The 8697-nt window shown below is 74.0% G+C and carries 6 protein-coding genes and 2 pseudogenes; 6 read left to right on the top strand and 2 right to left on the bottom strand.

Annotated features, from left to right (window positions below; translation table 11 throughout):
* Nucleotides 1-298: 298 nt before the first annotated feature.
* On the bottom strand, nucleotides 299-1972 hold the full coding sequence (locus tag A949_RS0108255; protein ID WP_019355535.1) for an FAD-dependent oxidoreductase: 1674 nt from the start codon (nucleotides 1970-1972) through the stop codon (nucleotides 299-301).
* Between the two features lie 59 nt (nucleotides 1973-2031).
* Nucleotides 2032-2946 carry an AurF N-oxygenase family protein gene (locus tag A949_RS0108250; RefSeq protein ID WP_019355534.1) on the bottom strand — a complete coding sequence of 305 codons (915 nt, stop codon included), beginning with the start codon at nucleotides 2944-2946 and terminating at the stop codon, nucleotides 2032-2034.
* A 409-nt stretch (nucleotides 2947-3355) separates the two neighbouring features.
* On the opposite strand from A949_RS0108250, the gene A949_RS0108245 reads away from it, so the two are divergent.
* The 6 genes and pseudogenes from A949_RS0108245 to A949_RS0108220 all read left to right on the top strand — a co-directional run bounded on the left by A949_RS0108245 (nucleotide 3356) and on the right by A949_RS0108220 (nucleotide 8620).
* The gene (locus tag A949_RS0108245; RefSeq protein WP_019355533.1) at nucleotides 3356-3598 is read left to right on the top strand and encodes a DUF6411 family protein; all 243 of its coding nucleotides are present in this window, start codon (nucleotides 3356-3358) and stop codon (nucleotides 3596-3598) included.
* A gap of 184 nt (nucleotides 3599-3782) precedes the next feature.
* Nucleotides 3783-4157, top strand: coding sequence for an ATP-binding protein (locus tag A949_RS0108240; RefSeq protein WP_019355532.1), 375 nt, complete (start codon nucleotides 3783-3785; stop codon nucleotides 4155-4157).
* Nucleotides 4158-4378: 221 nt separating this feature from the next.
* Nucleotides 4379-5218: pseudogene (locus A949_RS0108235) on the top strand (SigB/SigF/SigG family RNA polymerase sigma factor); the annotation flags it as partial.
* Nucleotides 5219-6131: 913 nt separating this feature from the next.
* A pseudogene (locus A949_RS32855) lies at nucleotides 6132-6356 on the top strand (DUF5133 domain-containing protein); the annotation flags it as partial.
* 413 nt (nucleotides 6357-6769) lie between these two features.
* Nucleotides 6770-8032 (top strand): phospholipase D-like domain-containing protein, encoded by a 1263-nt coding sequence (locus A949_RS0108225; protein ID WP_019355529.1) that lies wholly within the window; start codon nucleotides 6770-6772, stop codon nucleotides 8030-8032.
* 90 nt (nucleotides 8033-8122) lie between these two features.
* Nucleotides 8123-8620, top strand: a complete 498-nt coding sequence (locus tag A949_RS0108220; RefSeq protein ID WP_019355528.1) for a MarR family winged helix-turn-helix transcriptional regulator — start codon at nucleotides 8123-8125, stop codon at nucleotides 8618-8620.
* Nucleotides 8621-8697 lie beyond the last annotated feature (77 nt).

Below are 8697 nucleotides of genomic sequence, written 5' to 3'. Positions count from 1 at the left end.
TCGGCGAGTTGCCCCCATACGGCGACCTGCTCGCCGGTCGGACCATCGGGGAGGTCCGCTTGTGCGCGCGGGACGAGTGAGGGCGGCGACATGCGACATCACGCGCCGGCGGCCGACGGCTACGAGCCCTCGGAATCAAGCTGCCAGCAGCCGCCGGCCGTCCCGCCGCGGTGCCCCGGGCGGGGCGGCCCGGACGGCGGGGCCGGAACGGGATCCGGAGGGCCGGACGGGGAGGCCGGCGAGGGCGTTCCCGGATGGGGCCGCCGCCGGGCGCCGCACCGTCCGGCTGCGTCGCCGGTCAGCGGGGGAGCGGGAGCCTGGACTTGGCGGCGTCCACGAGTTCGGGCACGGTGGCCAGCTTGCTGCGCGGCCTGCCGGCGCGGCGGCCGCGCGCCTGCTCGGCGCGGTCGATGGCCGCCAGCCCCCGCGCGTCGACCACGTGGCTGCTGCGGCGCTTGGCCAGCCGCCGGAACGCCTTGGCGGAGCCGGAGGGCCGCGGAAGGGAGCCGTCGGTCGCGTCGCCCAGCAGGGTCGCGACGGTCTCGGCCGCGCAGGAGCGGTTGGCGCCGATGCCCCCGGTCGGGCCCCGCTTGATCCAGCCCACCACGTAGCTGCCGGTCAGGCCGGTCACCCGCCCGCTCTCGTGCGGGACGGTCCCGCTGTCCTCGTCGAAGGGCAGCCCGGGGACCGGCGCGCCCCGGTAGCCGACGGCCCGCAGCAGCATCCCCGCCCGGATGCCGGTACCGCCCGCCTCCCCGGTGACCCGGACGTCCAGGTCGCCGCCTGTCGCCCGGCCGTCGCCGACGGCCTCGCGTACCTCGACTGGTGCCGAGTGGAAGCGGAAGACCAGACGTCGGGGGCCGGGGGCCGCCGGAGCGGAGTGGTCCACCCGCTCGCGGGGGATGCCGCGGAGCAGGGCGGCCTTCTCCTGCGGACCCGCGGCGTCGATCGCCGCGCCGGTACGCGGGTCGTGGTCGTCCACGGTCAGCCGCACCCCGGACAACCGGGTCAGCGCGCGCAGTTCGGGCCGGGTGCAGGCGGCGTCCTGCGGGCCGCGGCGGCCCAGCAGCACGACCTCCCGCACGGCGCTCGCCCGCAGGGCCGCCAGGGCGTGCTCGGCGATGTCCGTCCCGGCCAGTTCCTCCGGGTCGGTCAGCAGGATGCGGGCCACGTCGAGGGCGACGTTGCCGGTGCCGACCACGACGACCCGCGGGGCCGACAGGTCGATCGCGTCCGCCGGAACGTCCGGATGGGCGTTGTACCAGGCGACGAAGGTGGTGGCGGCGAGGGAGCCGGCCGTCTCCTCGCCCGGGATCCCCAGCCGCCGGTCACCGGGTGCCCCGACCGCGTAGACGACGGCGTCGTGGTGGGCGCTCACCTCCTCCGCCGTGACCTCTCGGCCCACCTCGACACCCAGCAGCATCCGCACCCGCGGGTGGCTGTGGAACCGGGCGAAGGTGTCACCGATGCCCTTGGTCGCCGGATGGTCGGGCGCCACCCCGTACCGGAGCAGTCCGCCGGCCACGGGGAGCCGGTCCAGCAGGGTCACCTCGGCCGCCGTGTGCAGCAGCAGGTCCTCCGCGGCGTACATGCCGGCCGGACCGGTGCCGACGATCGCCACCCGGGGCGCGGTGAAGTCGGAGGGCAGGGTCCGCGGGAACGAGGGCTCGCTCCAGGAGTGGAAGTTGGGGCTGTCCGCCGCGGGCCGGGGCGCGGGCGCGTCGGCGTAGTAGGCGGCGTTGATCTCGGCGTACGCCCCCTGCGGCCCGGTGAGGCTCTCCACCGGGAAGACGGCGTCCACCGGGCAGGCGTCCGCGCAGGCTCCGCAGTCGATGCACGCGGCGGGGTCGATGTAGAGCATCTCGGTGCTGCCGAAGTCGCGCTCGCCGGGGGTGGGGTGGATGCAGTTGACCGGGCAGACGGAGATGCACGTGGCGTCGTTGCAGCAGTTCTGGCTGATGGCGTAGGTCATGGGGCCGGTTCCGTGTGCGGCGTGCGGCGGCGGGAGCGCCGCGGCGCGGGCGGGCGGGGTCAGATCAGGTGGGCGCGCTTGTAGAAGACCAGCGCCGGCCTGGTCAGCAGCCGGGCCGAGGCCAGGAACTCCATCAGTCCCGCGCAGCTCGACCGCAGCATCGACTTGTGGTGTTCGTTGGCCGCCGCCTCGCGGAGCGCGCGGCTCTCATCCAGGCCGGCGGTGGCGTACACCTTCCGGTTCACCATGCTGGTGACGATCACGTAGGAGGCGACGGCGATGACGAACGCGTTGAGCTGGCGGCGCAGCCACCCGGCCTTGGCCAGCCGCTTGCGCGTCTCGTCGCGCGCGAACTTCATGTGCCGCGACTCCTCGACGACGTGGATGTTGTTGATGGTGCGGACGAAGGGCACGACCCGCTCGTCGCGCATCCAGTCCCGCTGCATCACGTCGAGGACCTCCTCGGCCACCAGGATCGCCGCGTAGGCGGCCTCCCCGAAGGCGAGGGTCTTGAAGGCCCGGCCGAGTTCGCGGGCCACGCGGCGGGGCTGGTAGGCGGGCGCCCGGAGCTTCTTGGCCCCGCGGGCGAACATGATCGAGTGCCGGCACTCGTCGGCGATCTCCGTCAGCGCCCACTGGACGGTCTCCTGGGACGGGTCCTTGGCGTAGACGTCGCGCAGGATCATCTGCTGCAGGATCATCTCGAACCAGATGCCGGTGCCGGCCACCGAGGCGGCTTCCTGGCGGGTGAGTTCCTTGCGCTGCGCGTCGGTCAGCTCTGCCCAGTAGGCGGTGCCGAACAGGGTGCTCCACTCCGGGCTCGTGCCGTGGAAGTCCTCGTCCAGCGGGGTGTCCCAGTCGACTTCGGTGAGCGGGTCGTAGGACAGCTTCGCCGAGGAGTCCAGCAGCCGCCGGGCGACACCGTCCTCCCCGGAGAGCTGCGGAAGGTCCGGCCGGGTGATGCTGCTTGCCATGCTGCGACTCCTCGGGTTCGGACAGCGGGCCGTTCCCGGCCCCCGTCGGTGCGGTACGGGTGCTGGTGTGCCGGTGGAGGTGTGCCCGGATTCGGGCTCTGCGGGCCGGGCCGCCGGCGCGGCTCGGCGAGGCGGACGCAAGGCCCCCCGGACTCCCTTGTTAGACGGACTGTATAACAAGGGGTGGATCGTGCCTACCCTCCAGTAAGAAAGCGGCTCGGGCGGCCACTCCCGCCTGCACCGACGGCGGGGTGGGGAGTACCGAGGCGGGGAGTACGGGGTGCCCCCGGCGTGTCCGGCCGCGCAGGTGCGCCGGTTTGCTCCGGGGGAGGGCGGACACCCGGCGGCCCCCGACGCGGTGGCGCGCACCCGGCGCGGTCACCGCCGAACTCAGGGAGGGTGCTGCATCATGGCCGTCGTCGGCATCGTCGCGGTGTGCGTGGTCCTGCTCGTCCTGGCGTTTCTCGCGCCGCGGTCGTCCCGCCGCCCGGAGCGTGGGACCCAGCGGACGCTGGGCGTCGGGACCCGCGCCGCGGGCAAGGCCCCGGGAGTGCTGGGCCGGTTGTTCAGCAAGCCCTTCCGCAGCAGTCAGAAGGCCGTCGGGCGGAGCGGTTCGGCGGGGCGCAGGGCGCGCGGGCGCTTTCCGCTCTGAGCTCTGAGTGCCTCGTCGGCCCGCCGGTCGGCGTCGACCGGCGAACTGCCGGTGTGTGACGGTACGAAAAGGTGACATTCGTGCTCCATTCCGTCTCGCCCGGATCTCACAGGCGCTCTTGTCGAGGCGTGTGTCGAGCGGTGCGGTCGGGCATACGGGAGGCGAACGGAAGAGGAGGAACATCGTGTTGTCACTTCATTCCGACGAAGCGTCCGTCGCCGACGCCCGTGCTCTGGCCGCCTCCTATGTGGCGGAACACTGCCCGGGCATCGACGCCACCACGGTGGGAACCGTGGTCACCGAACTCGTCGTCAACGCCGAGCGCCACACATCGGGCTCCTGGCTGCTGGTGATCGACCGGGCCGGCGGTGTCCTGAGCGCCGAGGTGCGGGACGCGAGCCGGGAACTGCCGGGCGTGCGCGCCGGTGCACTGGACGGGTCCGGCGGGTGGGGCATGCATCTGGTGCACGCGCTCACCCCTTCGGTGCAAGTCACCGTCGACGGACCCGGCAAGACGGTCAGCGCGCGCTGGCCCGACCTGCCGGCGCAGGCCGCCTGAGCGGCCCCCCGACGTGCCCGCCGACGGCCCGGAAGCGCCTGCCGCGCGCGAGGAGCGGCGACTTCCGGTTCCCTCGGGGCCCGGAGCCGCCACGGGCACGTGAGATGGATCGCCGATTCGGGTGCCATGACCTCGCGTTTCGCGGGCATGTGGAGAGTGCGGCCGGGAAGCGGCCGCCGCGCACGGAAGCCGGCGCGCAGTCCGAGGGAGATGAGGCGCTCATGACGGTGACCGATTCGACGGAACGCGGGCACATCGGTTCTCGCGGGGGTACCGGTCTCCCTGTGATCGAGTCGCCCTCCCGGATCCCGGCCCGGGACGCCCGGGCGCTGACCAAGCAGTTCCTCGCCCGGCTGGACGAACTGGAGGAGGGCACGGACGCCTACCAGTACGTCCGCAACACCCTCATCGAGATGAACCTGTCCCTGGTCCGCTACGCCGCGTCCAGGTTCTCCACCCGTCCCGAGGACCTGGAGGACGTCGTCCAGGTCGGCACGATCGGGCTGATCAAGGCCATCGAGCGGTTCCAGGTCTCGCGTGAGGTCGCCTTCACCACGTTCGCCGTCCCGTGCATCGTGGGGGAGATCCGGCGGTTCTTCCGCGACACCACCTGGGCGGTGCACGTCCCCCGGCGGCTCCAGGAGGCCAGGGAGCAGCTCGCCCGCGCCGACGAGGAACTGCGCTCCCGGCTCGACCGGGAGCCGACCGTGGCGGAGCTCGCGGCGCTGATGTCGCTGCCCGAGAGCGAGGTCATCGAGGCGCGCAAGGCCGCCAACGGCTACACCACCACCTCGCTGGACGCCGCGGTCGCGGGCGGCGCCGAGGACGGCCGCGCCCTCGCGGACTGCATCGGAGGGCCCGACCCCGCGTTCGAACTGGTGGAGGACTTCCAGACGCTGGCCCCGCTGATCGCGGAACTGGACGAACGCGACCGGATCCTGCTGCACCACCGCTTCGTGGACGAACTCACCCAGGCCGAGATCGGCGAACGGCTGGGAGTCTCGCAGATGCACGTCTCCCGGCTCCTCAGCCGCCTGCTGGCCCGGCTGCGCACCGCCATGACGCAGCAGCCCGACCGGCCCCGTGCCTCCTCCGGAGCCACGGCAGCTGCCCGCAGCTCACCTTCCCAGCCGGTCCCGGACCCCGCGCCGGCCCCCGCGGACAGCGGTGGGCAGTCCCGCGGCGCTGCGGGCCGGCCGGACACGGCTCCGGAGGAGCAGGAACTGCTGGGGCTGCGGCAGGCCCATGAGCTGCTGCTGCCCGGCATTTCCCTGGCCGCGCTGCGCTGGGCGCGCGCCAACGACGAGAGATTCCCCGCGGCCGCAGGGAAGCGGGGCGCCGAACTCCTCTACCGCGCCGCCGAGCTGACGCGCTGGGCGGCATCGCGGCCTCATGCCCCCGTGCCGTGCGTCACCGCGGCGGCGGGCTCCGCGCCGGACGGTGGCACCGCCTGACCGGTGGGGTACCGCGGCGGCACCGGGCCGAGCGGTCCGCCCCGGCCGGTGCCCGGCTGCCGGGCCGACGCCCGCTGTCCGGTCCGGTACGCAACCCTGCGAGGCGTGAGGTTTACCGCGGCCGAAGCCGGTGAGAAGTGCGGACACGTGCTTGGGAGAACAGGCACATACGCGGAGGAGATGCCCCTCGTGGCCCGCGTGTGCTCCCGAGCCCCTCTCCCCGCGCTGTGCACCGTCGACGACAGCGGGAGGAGAACCCATGGGTGCCGACCGGTACCGGGCCCGGCGACACCGCCGCGCCCACCGGAGGACCGCCGCGCCTCCCGGGTGCCTCCGCTCCCCGGCACGGGACTCCGCCCGGCGCGCCCGCCAACCGGCGCGGCCGGAGTGCGAACGAGCCCCCGCCGGGCCGCTGCCACCCGACTCCCGGCACCGGCGGCCCGCACCCGCCGCCGCGTTCCGCCCCGCGCCCGCTCGTCCGGGCCGCTCCTCCTCCACATCTCCTGAAGGGACCCCTGCCATGCTGCTCGCCCACCCCGCCGTCCTCCGCGACCTCGTCGAGCAGTACGCGGCCCTGAGTGTCCTGCGGGCCGAGGACGGTTCCCCCGGGGTGCAGCAGCGTATGAACGACATCGCCTACACGCTGTGCGTCTCGACCGGTACCCGGGACATCGACACGGCTCTCGTCGCCGCCCGGCACCGGCTGCCCGGCGCCCGCGTCGGCGACGACTCCCTGCTGTCCGCCGAGGACGTCCCCGCGGAGCGCCCCGAACCGCCGGAGATCGCGGTGGCGGTCGTCGCGGCGCCGGAGGCGCCGCAGCGGGCGCCCCGGCCCGCCGCCGCGGTGTGAGAGCGCCTGCCGCCGTCCGCGGGCCGCTTCGCGCGCCGCCTGCGGACCGGTTGACACTCCCACCCCACCCGTCTTGCCGGCGAGCCGGTCCCGCTCGAACGGCTCCCCAGCGAAAGGATCACCGTGCCCACCACAGCCCCGACCGCGCCGGCCCACCCGGCGCCGCCCGCCGTACACCAGCGCACCGCTCCCGAAGCGGTGGCGTACCGCGCGACGGGGAGCTGCGCGCGCCCGGTGCACTTCGCGGCCCGGCGCCCCGGCCATCCGCAGTCCGGACCGGTGAGACGGTGACGGCGCAGGACCCGGCAGTGCCGGGAGACGCCCCGGCCGCGCAGGCCGCCGCCGCGCCCACGGCCGAGCGGCCGACCCGCGTGCCGGCCGCCGCCGGCGTCGAGGGCCGGCCGGCGGAGTCGGTACGTGAGCGCGAACAGTACATACGCAGACGGCTGGAGCGGCTGATCGGCGTCGCCGCCACCGAGGGCAACGCGCTGCGGGTCCTCCGCAACGGTGACGAGATCTTCCCCGCCATGCTGCGGGCGATCCGGGAAGCCCGGCACACCATCGACATGATGACGTTCGTGTACTGGCAGGGCGAGATCGCGCACGAATTCGCCCACGCACTCGGCGAGCGGGCGCGGAACGGGGTGCGGGTGCGGCTGCTCCTGGACGGTTTCGGCAGCAGGCCCATCGAGAAATCCCTGCTGGCGGACATGGAACGGGCGGGCGTCGCCGTGCAGTGGTTCCGCAAGCCGATGTGGGTCTCGCCCTTCAAGCAGAACCACCGCTGCCACCGCAAGGCCCTGGTCGTCGACGAGCGCACCGCCTTCACCGGCGGCGTGGGCATCGCCCAGGAGTGGTGCGGGGACGCGCGGCACCCGGGGGAGTGGCGCGACACCCATGTCGAGGTGCGCGGCCCCGCGGTCGACGGCGTCTCGGCCGCGTTCGCCCAGAACTGGGCCGAATGCCACGACGAACTCTTCGACGAGGCCGACCGGTTCGTCGAGCAGGACACCCCGGGCACGGCCCTCGTCCAGGTCGTCCGCGGTTCGGCCAGCTTCGGGTGGCAGGACATGCAGACGCTGCTGCGTGTCGTGCTGGAGTCGGCACGTGAGCGGGTGCGGCTGTGCACCGCGTACTTCACCCCGGACGACTACTTCGTCGACCTGATGAGCCGGACGGCGCGGCGCGGTGTGCGGGTGGAGATCCTGCTCCCGGGACCGCACACCGACAAGCGCGTCTCCCGGCTGGGCGGCAGGCATGTCTACGACGACCTGCTGCGGGCCGGTGTGCGGATCGCCGAGTACCGGCCCACGATGATGCACGCCAAGGTCGTCACCGTCGACGGCATCGTCGCCCTCACCGGCTCCACGAACCTCAACCGCCGCTCCCTCGAACACGACGAGGAGGTGATGCTGGCCGTCATCGACGAGCGGTTCACGGCGACGCTCGACGACCACTTCACCGCGGACTGGGCCGACGCGGAGCGCATCACCGCCGGCCGCTGGCGGCGGCGCCCGGGCACCGAGCGTCTCAAGGAGGCTGCGGTGCTCCCCATCCGCCGGTTCCTGTAGGAGCGGGTGTCCCGCTTCGCGGCTCGGCGTCCGTTTCGGGGGCCTCGCCGCGGGCGGCCGGGTGGCCGGGCTCTTCTATAGAGTGGCCGGATGACCAGTGCAGACGGGGGCCGGCAGCCGGACGGCGGTACCGCCGGGACCGGTCCCGTGGATCTCCAGCAGTTCGCCGTGGCGCTGCGCAGGATGAACGGGGAGTTCGGCCGGCTGGTCCACGGATTCGCCGCCGCCCAGGGGCTGCACGCCACCGACGCCGCCGCGCTCGCCGCGATCCTCGACGCGGAGGAGCCGCTCACCCCGGGGCTGCTGCGGGAGCATCTGGGGCTCACCTCCGGTGCGGTGACGGCCTGCCTGGACCGGCTGGAGCGGGCCGGGCATGTGCGGCGCTCCAGGGATCCGGCCGACCGGCGGGTGGTCCGCCTGCACTATCCCAGCGACGCGCGGGCGGCTGCGCGCGGGTACTTCCGGCCGCTGGCGCAGGCGACCGACCGTGCCCGCGCGCAACTCGACGACGAGGAACAGCGGGTGGTGCTGCGCTTTCTCGCCCTGCTGAACCAGGAGCTCGCCGCCCTCCGCGGGGGCGAAAGCTGAGGGCTTCGCGGCGCCGGAGTGCGCGGCCGGGCGGTCGGCGAGGTGCGGAACAAGTTAGTTCAATGATTAAGATAGCC

The organism is Streptomyces sp. AA1529, from assembly GCF_000280905.1.
Classification (GTDB): Bacteria; Actinomycetota; Actinomycetes; order Streptomycetales; family Streptomycetaceae; genus Streptomyces.
The sequence above is the reverse complement of the archived record's forward strand: the minus strand, read 5'-3'. Positions and strand labels throughout refer to the sequence as shown.